The sequence below is a fragment of the Hydrogenivirga okinawensis genome (genome assembly GCF_055385515.1).
In genome coordinates this window covers 666,378-681,045 of record NZ_AP042386.1, presented here as the reverse complement: position 1 = coordinate 681,045, position 14,668 = coordinate 666,378, and the positions used below count along the sequence as shown (strand labels likewise).

The 14,668-nt window shown below is 48.7% G+C and carries 17 protein-coding genes; 13 read left to right on the top strand and 4 right to left on the bottom strand.

The genetic code is table 11. The annotated features are described in order from the left end of the window. Positions 1-38 precede the first annotated feature (38 nt). The 11 genes from hypB to ACZ483_RS03950 all read left to right on the top strand — a co-directional run bounded on the left by hypB (position 39) and on the right by ACZ483_RS03950 (position 8,472). Entirely contained in the window at positions 39-791 is a 753-nt protein-coding gene (gene hypB, locus ACZ483_RS04000) for a hydrogenase nickel incorporation protein HypB (RefSeq protein ID WP_464324883.1), read from the top strand. Then, positions 791-1,399 (top strand): TetR/AcrR family transcriptional regulator, encoded by a 609-nt coding sequence (locus ACZ483_RS03995; protein ID WP_464324882.1) that lies wholly within the window; start codon positions 791-793, stop codon positions 1,397-1,399. Before hypB ends, ACZ483_RS03995 begins: the two co-directional genes overlap by 1 nt. Before the next feature lie 90 nt (positions 1,400-1,489). After that, positions 1,490-2,341, top strand: coding sequence for a GGDEF domain-containing protein (locus ACZ483_RS03990; RefSeq protein ID WP_464324881.1), 852 nt, complete (start codon positions 1,490-1,492; stop codon positions 2,339-2,341). A 95-nt stretch (positions 2,342-2,436) separates the two neighbouring features. Further along, the gene (locus ACZ483_RS03985) at positions 2,437-3,495 is read left to right on the top strand and encodes a hydrogenase small subunit (protein ID WP_464324880.1); all 1,059 of its coding nucleotides are present in this window, start codon (positions 2,437-2,439) and stop codon (positions 3,493-3,495) included. Positions 3,496-3,508: 13 nt separating this feature from the next. Then, the gene (locus tag ACZ483_RS03980) at positions 3,509-5,410 is read left to right on the top strand and encodes a nickel-dependent hydrogenase large subunit (protein WP_464324879.1); all 1,902 of its coding nucleotides are present in this window, start codon (positions 3,509-3,511) and stop codon (positions 5,408-5,410) included. 13 nt (positions 5,411-5,423) lie between these two features. Beyond that, positions 5,424-6,131, top strand: coding sequence for a Ni/Fe-hydrogenase, b-type cytochrome subunit (cybH, locus tag ACZ483_RS03975; protein ID WP_464324878.1), 708 nt, complete (start codon positions 5,424-5,426; stop codon positions 6,129-6,131). A 12-nt stretch (positions 6,132-6,143) separates the two neighbouring features. After that, positions 6,144-6,695: a HupE/UreJ family protein gene (locus ACZ483_RS03970; RefSeq protein WP_464324877.1), complete on the top strand. Its 552-nt coding sequence runs from the start codon at positions 6,144-6,146 to the stop codon at positions 6,693-6,695. Continuing rightward, positions 6,692-7,183: a HyaD/HybD family hydrogenase maturation endopeptidase gene (locus ACZ483_RS03965; RefSeq protein ID WP_464324876.1), complete on the top strand. Its 492-nt coding sequence runs from the start codon at positions 6,692-6,694 to the stop codon at positions 7,181-7,183. Before ACZ483_RS03970 ends, ACZ483_RS03965 begins: the two co-directional genes overlap by 4 nt. Continuing rightward, positions 7,173-7,511 carry a thioredoxin domain-containing protein gene (locus ACZ483_RS03960; protein ID WP_464324875.1) on the top strand — a complete coding sequence of 113 codons (339 nt, stop codon included), beginning with the start codon at positions 7,173-7,175 and terminating at the stop codon, positions 7,509-7,511. The genes ACZ483_RS03965 and ACZ483_RS03960 overlap by 11 nt, the downstream gene beginning before the upstream one ends. Then, on the top strand, positions 7,505-7,894 hold the full coding sequence (locus tag ACZ483_RS03955; protein WP_464324874.1) for a hydrogenase expression/formation protein: 390 nt from the start codon (positions 7,505-7,507) through the stop codon (positions 7,892-7,894). Before ACZ483_RS03960 ends, ACZ483_RS03955 begins: the two co-directional genes overlap by 7 nt. A 308-nt stretch (positions 7,895-8,202) precedes the next feature. Then, positions 8,203-8,472, top strand: a complete 270-nt coding sequence (locus ACZ483_RS03950; protein WP_464324873.1) for a hypothetical protein — start codon at positions 8,203-8,205, stop codon at positions 8,470-8,472. A gap of 1 nt (position 8,473) precedes the next feature. Here ACZ483_RS03950 and ACZ483_RS03945 read toward each other — a convergent pair whose 3' ends face one another. From ACZ483_RS03945 to phnD, 4 genes are read right to left on the bottom strand one after another with little or no spacing between them, the layout of a single operon-like run. Next, entirely contained in the window at positions 8,474-9,658 is a 1,185-nt protein-coding gene (locus ACZ483_RS03945; protein ID WP_464324872.1) for an MFS transporter, read from the bottom strand. Between the two features lie 11 nt (positions 9,659-9,669). Continuing rightward, complete coding sequence (locus ACZ483_RS03940) at positions 9,670-10,992, bottom strand: sigma-54-dependent transcriptional regulator (RefSeq protein ID WP_464324871.1); 1,323 nt, start codon at positions 10,990-10,992, stop codon at positions 9,670-9,672. Further along, positions 10,958-12,640 (bottom strand): sensor histidine kinase, encoded by a 1,683-nt coding sequence (locus ACZ483_RS03935; RefSeq protein ID WP_464324870.1) that lies wholly within the window; start codon positions 12,638-12,640, stop codon positions 10,958-10,960. The genes ACZ483_RS03940 and ACZ483_RS03935 overlap by 35 nt, the downstream gene beginning before the upstream one ends. Next, positions 12,637-13,491, bottom strand: coding sequence for a phosphate/phosphite/phosphonate ABC transporter substrate-binding protein (gene phnD, locus ACZ483_RS03930; RefSeq protein ID WP_464324869.1), 855 nt, complete (start codon positions 13,489-13,491; stop codon positions 12,637-12,639). The genes ACZ483_RS03935 and phnD overlap by 4 nt, the downstream gene beginning before the upstream one ends. A 28-nt stretch (positions 13,492-13,519) precedes the next feature. Here phnD and ACZ483_RS03925 point away from each other — a divergent pair, with 28 nt between their 5' ends. Both ACZ483_RS03925 and ACZ483_RS03920 read left to right on the top strand, forming a co-directional pair. Next, positions 13,520-14,020, top strand: a complete 501-nt coding sequence (locus ACZ483_RS03925; RefSeq protein WP_464324868.1) for a hypothetical protein — start codon at positions 13,520-13,522, stop codon at positions 14,018-14,020. Between the two features lie 152 nt (positions 14,021-14,172). Continuing rightward, positions 14,173-14,667, top strand: coding sequence for an arsenate reductase (azurin) small subunit (locus ACZ483_RS03920; RefSeq protein ID WP_464324867.1), 495 nt, complete (start codon positions 14,173-14,175; stop codon positions 14,665-14,667). Position 14,668: the final 1 nt, after the last annotated feature.

Genomic DNA, 14,668 nt, shown 5'->3' with positions numbered 1-14,668 from the left:
ATATTATTTGAGTGAACAAGCATTCAGGAGGCTAAGTCATGTGCAAGGATTGCGGATGTTCCATAACAGATCATAATCACAGGCATGAACATGATCACGAGCACCATCACCACAATCCGGAGCTCGGTGATAAAAAGACCGTTGAGGTTCTGAAGAAGATCCTTGATGCCAACGATAGACAGGCTGAGTCAAACAGAAAACACTTCGAAGAGCACGGCATTTTGGCTATAAACCTCATGAGCTCCCCTGGGGCAGGGAAGACGACACTCCTTGAGAGGACAATAGAGCTTTTAAAGGATGAGCTGAAGATAGGAGTGATAGAGGGAGACCTTGAGACAAACAGAGATGCCGAGAGGATAAGATCCAAGGGATCTCCAGCCTACCAGATAACCACCGGTCAGGCCTGCCATCTCGATGCCTTCATGGTTCATGAAGGGATTCATCACCTCCCCCTTGAAGAACTGGACGTGGTCTTTATAGAGAACGTGGGAAACCTTGTATGTCCGGCATCCTACGACGTTGGAGCACACGTTAACGTTGTTCTCCTATCCACCACAGAAGGAGACGACAAGCCGGAGAAGTATCCAGTTATGTTCAGGAGTGCGGAGCTTATGCTCGTAACTAAGATAGACCTCCTGCCTTACATGGACTTTGATGTAGAGAGGGCAGTAGCCTCCGCTAAGAGGGTCAATCCGAGGCTCGATATAATAAAGATCTCCTCAAAGACAGGAGAGGGTTTTGACCTCTGGCTCGACTTCATAAGGTCTAAGAAGAGGTTGAGGGTAGGTTAATGGCAGCAAAAAGGAGTCTGAAAGAAAAGCTTAAAGAGGAGAAGAGGCTCCAGATAATAAGGACAGCCTGCAGACTCTTTGCCGAGAGGGGTTACTACAACACCACTATGCCCGACATAGCAAGAGAACTCGGCATGAGCGTCGGGAATCTGTACAACTACTTTGAGTCTAAAGAGGAGCTCGCCAAGGAGGTGATGCTCACGGTATCCCGATGGGTTGCGGAAAGGCTGAGAAGCATAAACGAGAAAGACATCCCGACGAGGGAGAAGATAAGGGAGCTGGTCAGGAGCTTCTTCGAGATATCCCTTAAAGAACCTGAGCTTATAGATTACTTCCTCAGAGTCTTTCTCTCCAACAGGGAGGTCTTTAAAGAGGGATGCGAAGGCTTCGCCTGCGTTGGGGAGGTGGTGACGGAGGTTATGATACTTCTCTCGAACGGAGTGGAGAGGGGAGAACTGAGGAATCAGGACTTTTTCTCCGCCTTCGTGACGGTAATGGGTCCCATGGGAGGTATAGTTTTCCTTCACGGAGAGGGTGTCCTGGAAAAACCCCTGATGGAATACGTTGAACCGATAGCGGAGAATATATGGAACGCCTTGAAAGTATAAAGCTTTTTTATTTTAGTTATAAGGACCGATTAATTGTGTCGTACCGAACGATCGTTTAATATTTTCCGGGAAAGGGTTAGGAAGGGCGCTATGAGCGTGTTGGAAAAGGTGAAAGAGGAGGGGGTGATAAAGTACGTGAACAGTCTTCCCTTTCCCGCTCTCGTAGTTAATTCCGACTACGATGTTCTGGTTATTAATGAGAAAGCCCTCGAAAAGTTCAAAGCCAACCTATTAAAAAACAAGTGTTACGAGCTTACCCACGGTATAGACCGTCCCTGCTGGGAGGTTTTCGGGAAAGATGCTTGTCCAGTAAAGAAACTCCAGAACAGGGAGGAGCCCTACGCCTATCACGAACACAAGAACAACAGGCTCCATATACTCGTTGCCGGCAAACTTGACGAGGATCTCTTCATTGAACTCCATCTCGACGGGTACGTAGAAGGTCTTATAAGGGAACTCAAGTTCTTAGCCGAGATAGATACTCTCACAGGTGTTTATAACAGAAGGAAGATAGAGGAGATCTTGAAAAGCGAGATAGAGAGGTCGAAAAGGTATGGAAATCCCCTATCTGTGATACTCGTAGATATAGACGACTTCAAAGAGCTCAACGACACTTTTGGACATCAAACGGGCGACAGAGTCCTAAGGGAAGTGGCGAGGGTGATAAGCGAGAACCTCCGGAAGACCGATTGCCTGGGCAGGCTGGGAGGAGAGGAGTTCTTGATCATTCTTCCCGAAACGACTCCTATGAAAGCGAGACTAGTCGCCGAGAGGATAAGGAGGAACATAGAAGATCTCGATTTGAGGGTAGGTAAGATAACGGTGAGTGCCGGGGTCACGGGCTTAAAGGTAGGGGAAACACTGGAAACCCTGATAAACAGGGTCGATAGGGCTATGTATCTCGCGAAGGAGAGAGGAAAGAACAGGACGGAAGTTCTATAAGAGATCCTTATAAATCCCCTAAAAACTTCTTTCTTGACAGGGAAATTTTGAGTAAAATCATATAATTGAATGAGTATTCATTAAGGAGGTGAGGTATGGAGACCTTCTGGGAGACCTTTAGGCGGCACGGGGTGAGCCGAAGGGACTTTCTGAAGTTCGCCGTCACGGTAACAGGTATGATGGGGCTCGCTCCTTCCATGGTTCCCCAAGTCGTTCGAGCTATGGAAACAAAACCGAGGGTTCCCGTTATATGGATACACGGCCTTGAGTGCACCTGCTGTTCCGAATCCTTTATAAGGTCGGCAACGCCTTTAGCCTCCGACGTAGTCCTTTCCATGATCTCTCTCGAGTACGACGATACCCTGTCTGCGGCGGCGGGAGAGGCTCTTGAAGAGCACAGGAAGAAGATAATCAAAGAGTACTGGGGAAACTACATACTCGCCGTCGAGGGAAATCCGCCCCTCGGTGAGGACGGAATGTACTGCATAGTCGCCGGAAAGCCCTTCCTCGAACACCTTAAGGAATCTGCCGAGGGTGCCAAGGCGGTTATAGCGTGGGGCACCTGTGCATCCTGGGGGTGCGTCCAGGCTGCGAAACCGAATCCAACCACAGCCGTCTCTATCGATAAGGTTATAACGAACAAGCCGATCATAAAGGTTCCCGGCTGTCCTCCCATAGCGGAGGTGATGACGGGTGTGATCATGTACATGGTTCTCTTCGACAGGATACCTCCTCTCACAAGGGATGGAAGACCCAAGATGTTCTACGGCAACAGGATACACGACACCTGCTACAGAAGAGCCTTCTTCAACGCCGGACAGTTTGTCGAGAGGTTTGACGACGAGAACGCAAAGAAAGGCTGGTGTCTCTACAAGGTCGGATGCAGAGGACCAACGACCTACAACCAGTGTGGGAGTATCAGGTGGTACAACGGACTCTCCTACCCCATACAGGCGGGTCACGGATGTATCGGCTGTTCGGAAAAGGACTTCTGGGACAACGGACCCTTCTACCAGAGGCTTACCAACATACCCGTTCCCAAGCAGGAAGCTGACGCCGATAAGGTTGGAGCCGCCGTTGCCGCCGCTGCAGTCGGTGGTGCTATAGTTCACGGCATCGCTTCCAAGATAAGGAACTCAGGGAAGAAGGAGTAAGGAGGTTTGAGCTATGAAGAGAGTTGTAATTGATCCTGTAACGAGGATAGAGGGGCATCTCAGGCTTGAGCTTATCGTTGATGAGAAGACAGGGAAGATCAAGGACGCCGTCTCGGCAGGAACTATGTGGAGAGGGATAGAGCTGATACTCAAGGGCAGGGACCCAAGGGATGCTTGGGCTTTCACCCAGAGAATATGCGGTGTCTGTACCTCTATCCACGCCTACGCTTCGGTCAGGTGCGTTGAGGACGCCCTCGGAATAAAGATTCCTAAGAACGCCAACTACATAAGAAACATCATGTACGGAACCCTTCAAGCGCACGACCACACGGTTCACTTCTACCACCTCCACGCCTTAGACTGGGTGTCTCCGGTGGAAGCTCTAAAAGCTGACCCTGTTGCTACTGCAGCCCTGCAGAACAAGCTCCTCGAAACTTACGGAGGTATAGCCGAGCTGATGCCAGACCCTCTCGGACACAGAGCCTATCCAAGGAAGTTTCCTAAAGCTACACCCGGTTATTTCAGAGCCTTCCAGGAGAAGATCAAAAAGCTCGTTGAGAGCGGACAGCTGGGAATATTCGCCGCCCACTGGTGGGACCATCCCGACTACAAGCTCCTCCCTCCGGAAGTTCATCTCATGGCCGTAGCCCACTATCTCAATATGCTCGACGTCCAGAGGGAGATGTTCATTCCTCAGGTGGTCTTTGGAGGTAAGAATCCTCATCCCCACTACATAGTAGGCGGTATGATGTGCTCCATATCAATGGACGACATGAACGCGCCCATAAACGCCGAGAAGCTCGCGGTGGTTGAGGACGCCATATACACCCAGGCTGAAGCTATAAATCTCTTTTACCTCGTAGATCTCCTCGCAATAGGACATATATACGTCCAGAAGGGTTGGACCTACGGTGGAGGACTCGCCAAGAAGAGGGTTCTCGGATACGGAGAGTTCCCCGACGAGCCCTACGACGACATAAAGGGAGGGGATTACCATAACAAGATCCTCTACCACTGCAACGGTGTAGTGGAAGACTTCGCCAAAGGAGTAGATAAAGCCAAATACCATCCTATGGTAGGTAAGGACTTCACCGATCCTGAAGTAATCCAGGAGTTCGTAGCCCACTCCTGGTACAAGTATCCTGACGAAAGCAAGGGGCTCCATCCCTGGGAGGGGATAACCGAGCCCAACTACACAGGACCGAAGGAGGGAACGAAGACTAACTGGAAGTATCTTGACGAGCAGGGTAAGTATTCGTGGCTCAAGTCCCCAAGGTGGAGAGGGAAGCCTTGTGAGGTAGGACCCTTGGCGAGATACATAATCACCTACACAGCGGTAAAGCAGGGACATATAAAGCCGAGCTGGATGGACGAGATGATAGTCAATCAGATAGATACCGTTTCAAAGGTTCTCGGACTGCCTCCCCATGTGTGGCTTCCCACCACGGTAGGAAGAACGGCGGCGAGAGGTCTTGAGGCTCAGGTCGGCGTTGCGGCGAACCTCTACTTCCTGAAAAAACTCTACGACAACATAAAGGCTGGAGACACGGCGGTTGCCAACATGGACAGGTGGGAGCCCGAGAGGTGGCCCAAGGAGGCTAAGGGTGTGGGCATAACGGAGGCTCCGAGAGGAGCCCTCGGACACTGGGTGATAATCAAGGACGGGAAGATAGATAACTACCAGTGTGTTGTACCCACAACGTGGAACGGAAGCCCAAGAGATCCGATGGGACAGCAGGGAGCCTTTGAGGAGTGCATGAAGGATACAGTTGTCAAGGTTCCAGAAAAGCCCGTAGAGGTTCTGAAGGGCATTCACTCCTTTGACCCCTGCCTCGCCTGCTCGACCCACCTTTACGATACCGAGGGGAACGAGATAGTTGAGGTCAAGGTTCAGGGCGGACTCCCCGCCTGCTGATGGGAGGTGAGCTATGGATGTGAGGGAAGCGAAGAAGATCTATATCTTCAGTCCAGGTCTCAGGATATGGCACTGGGTGAACTTCCTCACGATAATAACCCTCTTCGTGACTGGACTCTACATAGGGAGAGCTTTTTTCCTGGGACCCACAGGTGTTGAGGCAACCTACGCTTACGAGGAAGGGCTAACCATGGGGCTTATTAGAAAGATCCACTTCATAGCGGGTTATGTCCTCCTTGCGAGCTTCATCTTCAGGCTGGTAATAGCCCTTTTCAGCAAGAGAGACAGACTTGTCCTCCCTACGGTCTGGAGGAGGGATTACTGGGTAGGGCTTAAGGAGATAACACTGAAGTACCTTCTCCTGATGAGAGACGATGAGGGACATGAGTACATAAGGAACGCTTGCGCGAGAACGGTTTACCCCCTCGTTTACCTCGCCATACTCTTCATGATAGTTACGGGCTTTGCCATGTACGGAATGTCTGACCCTGACGGCTTCTGGGCTGGGCTGTTCGGTTGGATGATATGGCTCCTCGGAGGAGAGTTTCCCACCCACATGTGGCACCACTGGGTCGCCTGGCTCATAATAATATTCGCTGTGCTTCATGTTTACTTCGTTGTGAGGGAGGAGGCTATAAAGAAGAACGGGGAGCTTTCTTCTATGTTCAACGGTTATAAGGTCTTTGAGAAGGAGCCTGTAGATCTTGACGACGTAAAGTGAGGAGGTTTTGCCATGAGAAAGTTTGTGCCTTTCCTACTCGTGAGCCTTGGAACTGCACTCGCCCATCCCGGACACCTTCATTACGGGAGCGATCCTTTCTCTTCTGGGTTCCTTCACCCTCTGAGCGGAGTTGACCACCTTAGCGTTGCGGTTGCCGTCGGCCTCTGGGGTGCTTACCTACTCGGCGTGAAAGCTATCATTCCAGTTTCGCTCTTCCTGAGCTCCATGCTTGCAGGGACACTCTTAGGCTTAGGAAACGTATCCGTTCCCGGTGGTGAGATCGGAGTTTTACTCTCCATCGTTGCGATGGGTCTTCTCCTGCTATCAAAGAGGATAAGTCTCAGTGTAGCCCTTCCTCTGATAGCAGTTTCAGGTTTGGTTCACGGGAACCTTCACGGCTTAGAAGCACCGACTATGTCAAACCCCGCTTTTTATATACTCGGGTTACTTATCTCAACGGCGATGCTCCACCTTTCTGGTATAGCTGTAGGTAGCCTTCTTAGAGAGAGGTCGGTTAAACTCGCCGGTGTTGCTCTGCTCGCTCTTGCGGTAGTTCTCGTATGATAGCGGTTCTTGGAATAGGCAACGTGCTCCTGAGCGACGAGGGTCTCGGAGTGAGAGCTTTAGAAAGGATGGAGGAGCTCTACGACTTCCCCGAAGAGGTTCAGCTTATAGATGGAGGAACGCTCGGCATAGACCTCCTTTACCACCTTGAAGGGGTGAGAAAGCTCCTCGTTCTCGACGCTGTATCCGGAGGGAAGCCCCCCGGGACCCTTTACGTTTTCAAAGGCGAGCAGGTAAAGACCTACTTCAGAAGGAAAGTCTCCATGCACGAGATAGGTTTTCAGGAGGTTCTCGCTCTGATGGAGGTTATGGAAAAGCCCATTCCTGAGATAGTGGTTATGGGAATCGAACCCAAAAGTCTTGAGCTCGGCACGGAGCTCTCTCCAGAGGTGGAGGAGAAGATACCGGAGCTTATAGAGAGAGCCTTAGAACAGCTGAGGGAGTGGGGCGTTGAGGTAAAGGAAAGGGAGGTTCTCGGTGAGGCTTGAAGAACTGAAAAGGCTGTCGGAAGAGGAATTTAGTGAGCTTATAAAGGAGAGAAGAAGCTTTGTTCTCTACGTCCGCTCGGAGAAGGACAGGGAGAAGATAAAGGAGATATTTGACGTTGACGTGGTCTTCCCGGAGCTCGCCCGGAGCTTTCCTAACCTTGAGTTTTACGTAGTTGAGCTTGGTGATGCTAAGGAGAGGTTAAAGGAGTTCGGTGTCTTCTTTGCCCCGGTGGTTCTCGTTGTCAGGGAAGGAAAGGCAGTAAAAAAGCTTGAGGGTATAAAGAGCTGGGCTGAATACACCGGAGCGGTTGGAGAGCTCCTATGTTGATGAACGCCGTCCCTATACTCTCCGAGATTCTTCAAGCCCTGAAAGACCTCCTTGAGAAGGGGGAAACCCATACGATTTATATAAACAAGGTTCCCATAACTCCTGAAGACAGGGAAGCTATCCTCGATACCCTCGGAGAGGGTCAGGTCAGAATATATTACGAATCTAAAACTCAACCTGCCGAGTGGAGGGAGACGGGAATATACGGTGTGTGGATAGGAATAATCTACGACAGGGACAAGAAGCCGATACTTGAGACGATAGAGATAACTAACTTCCCGAGGCTTGCAGCTTCCCAGAAGGAAGACATTGAGGAGGCGGTAAAGATCCTTGAGGATAGACTCGAGGAGGTAAGGAGACGTGCCCAAAGTGAGGGTACTTGACCTGAATAACTGAGAGTTTAAGGTTTAAGGACGTTAAGAAGCGGTGAATATGAGCAGTGTATCTCTTGCAATATCATGGCCTTGAAGGGATAGAGAGCCTATACTCTCTGGGATTTGAGAAATGGATACTATGGAAAGGGAAGACCTTAAGGAAAACGAGAGGTTCGTGTGTCAAGTTAGGCTGAACAGGGAAAGGGGGATGTAGGTACACACTTGTCTTAAACCTTTTCGGTTTTGTGACAATACTCATAGAATAGTGATTATTTTATAATAATAATAATTATTATCAATTACGAATTACGAATTTTTTGGAGGTTATGGAGATGAAAGGTTTTGTGTTGGCACTACTGATTGGAGTTGGTACGGTTCTCGCTGTTGAAAGAAGCCCCTACCACGGAGAAGGAGCCTTTTGGCTTCCTGGGGACATAAAGAGGGAGTATGTGAAGGATATACCTGCCCATGAATATAAAGGTGAAGGAGCATTTTGGCTTCCCGGAGAGAAAGAGGGGAAAGATACCAACTTTGATGTAAAAGGTAAAAGATACTCAGGCGAAGGTGCTTTCTGGCTTCCTATGTGACCTATCTCCTCCAGCATCCGAGTATAAGGATCGCCCCGAGGAAAGCCATAAGAGCTGAGAAGTTTATGGCATTTTGCCAGCCGAAGGATTGGGCTATAAGGGGTGTAAGGGTGGGGGATATTGTCCCGCCCAAGTTAGCCCCTGTGTTCATTATCCCCGATATCTTTCCGGCGTTGGGATTCGAAAATTCTATGGGCAGAGCCCAGTAGGCTCCAAGAGATAGAAATAGGAAAAGGGCTCCGGCGGAAAGGTTAAAAACGGCGGTCAGGTTATCCTTCGATATTCCTCCGAGGATTATGAAAAGTCCGGCAAGGCTCATACCAAGGGCTATCGTGAGTACCCTTCCTACCTTCATCCCGAACTTCTTCCTTAACCTGTCGCTCAGGTATCCGCCTATGAAGGATCCAACCGTAAGGGATATGAAGGGAAGCATGCTCAGGAGCGCACTCTCCTTTAGATTTATACCTCTTACCTCGTTCAGGTAAAGGAAAAACCAGGAGTAGTAAACGTAAACGATGTATCCAAAGGTAGAGTAACTTAGAGTGAGAAACCATACCTCTCTTTTTTTAAGAATCTCAAGAAAGTTACCTTTTTCTTTGCTCTTCATCCCGGTTTGCTTTTCCTTTACCAAGACCCACCACAAAATAGCGAGCAGAATTCCAAGCAGGGCTGAAAGATAGAAAGCCCATCTCCAGCCGAGGCTCTCCATAACAATTACGACGAAGGGAGGAGTTAGGGCGGCTCCTACGCCTATACCACCTATGGATATACCCATTCCCAGACCTTTTTTGTCCTCTGGAAGCTCCGAGGCTACTATCCTGTTGTAAGAGGGAAAGGCTGCAGCCTCGCCAGCACCCACGAGGAACCTGACAAGAACGAGAAGAGGCAGGACGGAAAGCCCCATGGAGAGGGCTAAATCACCCGCCACACCGGTAAGGGCTGTGAAGATCGACCACCATATAAGAGCTACGAACAGGGTGACTTTACCTCCGAACCTGTCGGCGAAAGCTCCTCCGGGAAGCTGAAATAGGGCGTATCCCAGGACAAATGAGGAGAAGAGGATCCCCATCCTTACGGGATCTACTCCGTACTCTTCCATAATCCCCTTGCCTGCAACGGCTATATTTATCCTGTCTATGTAGGAGACCACACTTATCAGAAAGAGGAGGGAGAGTACTCTTACCATAGAAAAAGATTTTAGACTTCCCTGAGTTTTGATCTTAGTGTGTTTCTACTGATTCCTAAAAGGCGGGCTACCTTAGATCTGTTCCCTTGATACCTCTCTAAGAGTTTTTTTATAAAAACCTTTTCAAACTTATCCAGTACTCCTTTTAATTCTTCCTCGGAGAGGTTGTTTATACACTCCTCTGCCCACTCTTCAAAGCTCTTCCTTCCCTCTTTTCCCGACAGGCTGAGTTTCTTTACTACGCCTTCTTTAGTTTCCAGAACGTTTTTATAGACTACATTCTTAAGCTCTCTAATGTTACCTTTCCACCGGTAAGATAAAGCTTCCTTAAGGGCTTCCTTAGAAAAACCCTGAACGTTTGTACCGAACTCCTCGTTCGCTTTGCGGAGGAAGTGTTCCATAAGGAGCGGTATATCTTCCTTCCTTTCTCTTAAGGGTGGTAGCTCTATAAGTATCTGGGCGAGGCGATAGTAAAGGTCCTCTCTAAACCGTCCCTCATCTATCATGTATGATAGATTTCTATTTGTCGCCGCTATGACCCTCACGTCCGCTTTTCTTTCCTTTTCCTCTCCTATTCTGTAAAAGGTTCTGTCTTCAAGAAATCTGAGGAGTTTGGCCTGAAGGGGAAGCGGAAGATCCCCTATTTCGTCTAAGAAGAGCGTTCCACCCTCGGCGGCTTCTATCTTACCCGGTGTATCCTTTATCGCTCCGGTGAAAGCCCCCTTTCTGTATCCGAAGAGCTCCGCCTCCAAAAGGTTTTCGGGTATTGCAGAACAGTTGATCGCTACGAAGGGTTTGTCCCTCCTCGGTGAGTTCTCGTGAATTACCTTCGCCACCAGGTCCTTACCGGTTCCCGTCTCACCTAAGAGAAGAACGTTGAGATCGTTCGAAGCGGCAAGCCCTATCTTCTTGAAAACCTCGAGCATCTTCTCTGACTGACCGATTATGCTCCCAAAGGTCTTAAGTTCCCTCTTCTCCTCCCTTTTCACAACGCGGTAGACGAGTTCGAGTAATTGATCCCTGTCGAAGGGTTTCTTAAGTATGTCTATGGCTCCGTATCTCGAAGCGGTTATTATGTTCTCCGGACTCGCGTAGGCAGTTATGACAACGACAGGTATGCTCTTCCCCTCCTCTTTTAACCTCGTAAGGTAATCGAGTCCAGACTCGTTCTCGAGCTTAAGGTCGAGGATCAGGAGATCGTAGTCCTTGATCTTATCCGTTTCCACGGGTCTATCCCGCTCGTCTACCTCAAAGCCTTCGCTCTCTAAAACCCTCCTGAGGGCATACCTTGCCTGCGGGTCATCCTCTATCAGGAGTATCCTTCCCTTTTCCATCCTCTGCCCCCTGCACCGGTATCTTTACTCTGAATATACTACCTTTACCCACCTCCGAACTAACCTCTACACTTCCTCCAAGGAGGTAAAGATTTTTCATCACTATTGCCAGACCGAGACCTGTTCCTCCTTTCTTGCTCGTGTAAAAGGGATCAAATATTTTCCCGAGTTCCTCTTTAGGGATTCCCTTACCGTTGTCCTTAACCTCAAGAATAAGAAGATCCCCTTCACACCTTCCCCTCACCTCCACCTTTCCTCTTCTCTCAACCGCATCGATGGCGTTGGTTATAAGGTTTATGAGTATAAGCTCAACGAGATCCTTGCTTATGAGCGCCTCGCACTCACCTATATCCGTTACCAATCTGACCTCCTTCTCCTCGAGTTTGGGTTTGAGGAAAAAGAGAATCTCCTCTACAAACCTTCTGAGATTGACCTTATTAACCTTTGTGTCCGAGGATCTTGCAAAGTTAAGAAAAAGGTTTACGAGTCTATCCATCCTCGTAATGGAGGTTTTAATGGTCTCGACATCCTCTCTACCAAGCTCATCTATATCCGTGAGGAGTTTTAGAGGAAGCATGGCATTCTTTATCTCGTGGGCGAAGTTGGCACTCATCTCACCTAAGACGGAGAAGAGTTCCATTCTCTTCATGCTCTCTTCGAGGGCCTTCCTCTCCGAGATGTCAACGAGGGTTATTATGCTCCACTCGCCCGTGTCCACCTCTCCCATGAGGGCTGGAAAGCTTTCCTTCCTGCCTTTAAAGAGAACTTCCCTGTAGGGTCCTCCTTCATAGGGGATTTCTTCCCGTTTTACAAACCTGTCTATGCTCTCCCCTATGACCTCGTTAAGAGCGTAGCCTGTTCTCTCTATTGCCCTATTGGCATAAAGGATCCTCCCCTCTTTATCCGTAACGAGGACGACCTCCGAAATACTGCTCAGGAGGTTTACGTAAAATCTCTGGGCGAACTCCATGTTGTCATAGTACTCCCTGATCTTCTCAAAGGTCTCGAAGATGAAGTCGGAGAAATCCTGAAGCTCATCCTTTTCTAAGAACTCTACCCTTTCGATTTCTTCAAACCTACCTTCCCTGAGCTTTCTCATTTCACTTCTCACCCTGTCCATGCGGGACTTTATCCTCTGAGCTATCAGGAATCCAAAGAGTATGCTGAGAATAGTGGAGGGAAGGGCGGAACCTATCAGGAAAAGCTTTACGGGAGCGAACTGGGCATCTATAGCCTTCGGATCGAGCGTCACTGCTATCTTCCCTATGTTCGTATCCACACCCTCTATGGTGTAGCTCAGATCCCCTTCTTCGGGATACTCGCTTCCTATGGGATACCTCTGGGGATCTGAGTGGGCAAGAACCCTGCCCCACTTATCTAATATGCAAACCTCTTTAACAATGGGCTTTTCCGCAAGACCCTTTGTGAACTTGAAAAGGCTCCAGTAGTCCCTGTTTATAATGTGGTATCGAAGCTGGAACTCCTCGCTCCTCAGGTTGTCGAGCACCGAATTTACCGAGTACTCGAAGAAGAGCCTCTTACTTATTCCTACCACCATAATCGAAAGGGGAACCGAGGTCAGGATTATGGCTGTCAGGAAGGCGAGGGTTAGTTTCTGTCCTATGTTGAGAGAAAGGATCTTTCTCATCTCTTCCTGGCTATCTGCCTGTAGCTCTTGATGAAGCTTATCATCTGGCGGATAGGGTCGTAGAAAGAATCCTCCACCACGGTAAAGCCGTCCAGGCCGAAGCGGGAGAGAACTTCTTCACCTTCCTTCTCCCTTTCCATCTCCAAGAGAGCGTACTTCACCCGATCCTTGACACCGCTCTGGAGGTCTCTTCTCACAACTATCGGCGTTATGGGAAAGGGACCGTACCTTTCGATCACTTTTATATGGGAGGTTATCTCTGGCATAGCCTTCCTCATTTGATCGAAGACTATGCTGTCAACGCTCGCTCCCTCGACGAACCCATAGTACACCGCCATAACGGACTCGGAATGGCTGTAAGTATAGACTATCGGCTTAAAAAAGTCCTCAGGCGTGTAACCGTTTTTCATAAGGATGAAGGTTGGGACAACGGATCCTGAGTTGGATTTGGGGTCCGAGAAAGCGTAGGGCTTCCCTCTGAAATCCATGATGGAGGAGTAGTTCTTTTCTTTCCTTGTTATGACGTAAGAGTAATACAGCGGTTTCCCAAGATACTTGGGAACAACGAGGAGTTCCACGTTGGCCGAATCCTTATTTTCTACGTAAGGGGCACCGCATATATAAGCTACATCTACCATCCCCCTACTTAGGAGATAGTCCATCTCATCGTAGCTCTTTGTGAAAACAGGAACAAACTTATAACCTGTCTTCTCCGACAGATACTTCAGGAAAAGTTCTACGCTCCTTACATCTTCCTTGGCCACCACCGCCGTAAAACCAAAGTGGATTACAGGCTGAGAGAAGCTCAGGGAGAGAATAAATAGCAGAAAAATGAGAAAAAGGTTTAACATGTAATTTAATTTAGTTCGGAGGTTTGAGATGAATAAACTTATGTGGGCTACGTTCCTATCCCTGTCCTTTGGAGGAGCTGTTGAAGTGAAGGAGATCTGTCTCAAAGTAGTGGAGAACGTTCTTTACTGCAAGTCCGTTATAACCGAAAAGAGTCTTATACCTCAGGTCTGCGGTAAGTGTGAGCTTGAGGTTAAGGGAGGAAAGCTCTATATAAAAAAGGCTAAGGGATGTCCAAAATACGATGCCTGGGCGTGTCAGACATCCAAGGGGGAGTTTTTCCTTATAAACAATCTGAGCTGCACTCCTTCTAAGCAGGGAAAGACTGAGGAGATTGAACCGGAGGAAAATAAAGAAAAGCTCGAAACCTACAGGGTCAAGGTTATGGGGGAGTTCTGCTTTAACCTGATCAGGAAGAAGTTCGAAGTGGTTAGGGAAGGGATCGATGAAGTGATAATAAAAGCTAAGAAAGGAGATCTGAGGAAACTTCCACATTGCGTTACTTCCTACGAAAAGGTGGTAAATTTCTGACCACAGGTGGTAAAAATCTAACCACCCTGAAATATTTATAAGCAGATAAGCATAATTTTATAAACCTTCTTTACCTTAGTTTTTGTCTCCCATCCAAGCTTTGGCACGATTCTTGCAAAAACGCCTTGAGAATCGAAGGAGGAGGTGTGAGTATGGGAAGCCTCAACATGTCCCGGCGGACCTTTATAGGGGGTTCTATAGCTCTGGGAGCCCTTGCAACCAATATAAGGTTTGCAAAGGCTTTTGTGGCACCTTCACTACCTTATAGAAAGAAGAAGGTAGCTAACATACGGGATCTGCGCACACACAAGCCGATAATGTTCAACTATCCAGACGAAAATTCGCCCGCAATCCTCGTCAAGCTCGGAAGACCTGCGGTGGGAGGTGTCGGACCTAAAAAGGATATAGTGGCTTTTTCAGCCTTATGCACCCACATGGGCTGTCCTATCACCTATTCAAAGGGAAGGTTCGTTTGTAAATGCCACTACTCCATGTTTGATCCTGCTAAGAACGGACAGACCTATCAGGGTCATGCCTCAGAGTGGTTGCCTCAGATAAGGCTGAGCGTTGACAGAAGAGGAAACATTTACGCCGAAGCTGTAGAGGGGCTCATATGGGGCAGGATCATAAACCTGCTCCCTAAGTAAT

What these genes read in the sequence shown, in the direction of transcription:
- hypB (WP_464324883.1), top strand. Translation starts at nt 39, where the DNA reads ATGTGCAAGGATTGCGGATGTTCCATAACAGATCATAATCACAGGCAT.
- ACZ483_RS03995 (WP_464324882.1), top strand. Translation starts at nt 791, where the DNA reads ATGGCAGCAAAAAGGAGTCTGAAAGAAAAGCTTAAAGAGGAGAAGAGG.
- ACZ483_RS03990 (WP_464324881.1), top strand. Translation starts at nt 1,490, where the DNA reads ATGAGCGTGTTGGAAAAGGTGAAAGAGGAGGGGGTGATAAAGTACGTG.
- ACZ483_RS03985 (WP_464324880.1), top strand. Translation starts at nt 2,437, where the DNA reads ATGGAGACCTTCTGGGAGACCTTTAGGCGGCACGGGGTGAGCCGAAGG.
- ACZ483_RS03980 (WP_464324879.1), top strand. Translation starts at nt 3,509, where the DNA reads ATGAAGAGAGTTGTAATTGATCCTGTAACGAGGATAGAGGGGCATCTC.
- cybH (WP_464324878.1), top strand. Translation starts at nt 5,424, where the DNA reads ATGGATGTGAGGGAAGCGAAGAAGATCTATATCTTCAGTCCAGGTCTC.
- ACZ483_RS03970 (WP_464324877.1), top strand. Translation starts at nt 6,144, where the DNA reads ATGAGAAAGTTTGTGCCTTTCCTACTCGTGAGCCTTGGAACTGCACTC.
- ACZ483_RS03965 (WP_464324876.1), top strand. Translation starts at nt 6,692, where the DNA reads ATGATAGCGGTTCTTGGAATAGGCAACGTGCTCCTGAGCGACGAGGGT.
- ACZ483_RS03955 (WP_464324874.1), top strand. Translation starts at nt 7,505, where the DNA reads ATGTTGATGAACGCCGTCCCTATACTCTCCGAGATTCTTCAAGCCCTG.
- ACZ483_RS03945 (WP_464324872.1), bottom strand. Translation starts at nt 9,658, where the DNA reads ATGGTAAGAGTACTCTCCCTCCTCTTTCTGATAAGTGTGGTCTCCTAC.
- ACZ483_RS03940 (WP_464324871.1), bottom strand. Translation starts at nt 10,992, where the DNA reads ATGGAAAAGGGAAGGATACTCCTGATAGAGGATGACCCGCAGGCAAGG.
- ACZ483_RS03935 (WP_464324870.1), bottom strand. Translation starts at nt 12,640, where the DNA reads ATGAGAAAGATCCTTTCTCTCAACATAGGACAGAAACTAACCCTCGCC.
- phnD (WP_464324869.1), bottom strand. Translation starts at nt 13,491, where the DNA reads ATGTTAAACCTTTTTCTCATTTTTCTGCTATTTATTCTCTCCCTGAGC.
- ACZ483_RS03925 (WP_464324868.1), top strand. Translation starts at nt 13,520, where the DNA reads ATGAATAAACTTATGTGGGCTACGTTCCTATCCCTGTCCTTTGGAGGA.
- ACZ483_RS03920 (WP_464324867.1), top strand. Translation starts at nt 14,173, where the DNA reads ATGGGAAGCCTCAACATGTCCCGGCGGACCTTTATAGGGGGTTCTATA.